The organism is Microbacterium sp. B24 (assembly GCF_000333415.1).
GTDB lineage: Bacteria > Actinomycetota > Actinomycetes > Actinomycetales > Microbacteriaceae > Microbacterium.
In genome coordinates, this window is record NZ_BADB01000025.1 from 1 (window position 1) to 1,843 (window position 1,843).

3 protein-coding genes are annotated in these 1,843 nt (G+C 67.6%); all 3 read left to right on the forward strand.

Translation table 11 applies throughout. The features are described from left to right. The first annotated feature begins 42 nt into the window (after window positions 1-42). Window positions 43-363 carry a ferredoxin gene (gene fdxA, locus I5I_RS00445; RefSeq protein ID WP_036314968.1) on the forward strand — a complete coding sequence of 107 codons (321 nt, stop codon included), beginning with the start codon at window positions 43-45 and terminating at the stop codon, window positions 361-363. Next, complete coding sequence (dapC, locus tag I5I_RS00450) at window positions 363-1,472, forward strand: succinyldiaminopimelate transaminase (RefSeq protein ID WP_036314970.1); 1,110 nt, start codon at window positions 363-365, stop codon at window positions 1,470-1,472. The genes fdxA and dapC overlap by 1 nt, the downstream gene beginning before the upstream one ends. 98 nt (window positions 1,473-1,570) lie before the next feature. Continuing rightward, on the forward strand, window positions 1,571-1,843 hold a 273-nt coding region (locus I5I_RS00455), incomplete at its 3' end, for a citrate/2-methylcitrate synthase (protein ID WP_036314971.1).

The window sequence follows — 1,843 nt, forward strand, 5'->3', positions numbered from 1 at the left end:
TCGCTCGACGATGACCCGGCGAGCACGAACTAGACTCGACACGTGACATATGTGATCGCGTTGCCCTGCGTGGATGTGAAGGACCGTGCCTGCATCGATGAATGCCCCGTCGACTGCATCTACGAGGGCGAGCGCTCGCTCTACATCCACCCTGACGAGTGCGTGGACTGCGGCGCGTGTGAGCCGGTCTGCCCCGTGGAGGCGATCTACTACGAGGACGACCTGCCGGCCGAATGGCAGGACTACTACACCGCCAACGTCGAGTTCTTCGAGGACATCGGCTCGCCCGGCGGTGCCGCCAAGGTCGGTGTGATCGCCAAGGATCACCCCGTGATCTCCGCGCTTCCTCCGCAGTCGCACTGATGGCCGTCCGCGATCTCGACGACTATCCCTGGGATGCCGTCGCTCCCTTCGCTGCGCGAGCGCGGTCGCACCCGGGGGGCATCGTGGATCTGTCCATCGGGTCTCCCGTCGATCCGACGCCGGATGTCGTCGCCGAGGCGCTGCGTGCCGCGACGGATGCTCACGCCTATCCGCAGACGGTCGGCACCGCGGCGCTGCGCGGCGCCATCACCGCGTGGTACGACCGCCGCCGCGGGGTTCCCGGTCTGAGCGTCGACGAGGTCCTGCCGACGGTCGGTTCGAAGGAACTCGTCGCCCTCCTCCCGTTGCTGCTCGACCTGTCCGCCGGAGACATCGTCGTGCACCCGCGGGCCGCCTATCCCACCTACGAGGTGGGGGCCAAGCTGGTGGGTGCGACCCCGTTCGCCGCCGACGATCCCGCGCAGTGGCCGGTGGGCACGCGCCTGGTCTGGCTGAACACTCCGGGAAACCCCGACGGGCGGGTGCTCGACGTCCACGAACTCCGTGCCGCCGTCGCGCGTGCACGGGAGCTCGGCGCCGTGATCGTCAGCGATGAGTGCTACGCGGAACTCGGCTGGGACGGGCCCTGGGCCCACGCGCCGATCCCCAGCATCCTCGATCCGCGCGTCGTCGGAGACGACCGGCGCGACGTGCTTTCGGTGTACTCGCTCAGCAAGCAGTCGAACCTCGCGGGGTACCGTGCCGCGTTCCTCGCCGGTGACGGCGATCTGGTGTCGCGCCTGCTGACGGCGCGCAAGCACCTCGGTCTCATGCTTCCCGGTCCTGTGCAGAGTGCCATGACGGCGGCGCTGGCAGACGATGCACACGTGGCTGCGCAGCGCGAGCGCTATCGCGCCCGGCGTGAGGTTCTCCGGCCGGCACTCGTGGAAGCGGGATTTCGCATCGACAACTCCGAGGGCGGCCTCTACCTCTGGGCCACCGAAGGCGTCGATGCCTGGAAGACCATGGACCGCCTGGCCGATCTCGGCATCCTGGCCGGGCCGGGACACTTCTATGGGCAGCACTTCCCCGAGCACGTCCGCTTCTCCTTGACGGCGACCGATGAGCGGATCGCTGCAGCAGCGGAGCGCCTGGTGACCGTCTCGTAGGTTTCCTCCTACGAATTGCCCGTTCCTTTGCGCGCGATCTGCGTTGGACCGCGCGCCCAGTAGGCTGTAAAAGACCCCACCCACCGCAAGGAGGCTTCGTGAGCGACGCGGGACACCCCCAGAAGGCCACCGTCACCGTCGGTGACCGCACCGCCGAACTGCCGATTCTCTCCGGCACCGCCGGCGCACCCAGCGTCGACTTCTCGACCTTCACGAAACAGACGGGTTACACGAGCCTGGACTACGGCTTCGTGAACACCGCGGCGACCAAGTCGGCGATCACTTTCATCGACGGCGATCAGGGCATCCTGCGCTATCGCGGTTACCCGATCGAGCAGGACTCTAGAGGATCCCCGGGACCGAGCTCAATT

Coding starts and splice junctions, on each gene's coding strand:
- dapC (WP_036314970.1), top strand. CDS start 363: ATGGCCGTCCGCGATCTCGACGACTATCCCTGGGATGCCGTCGCTCCC.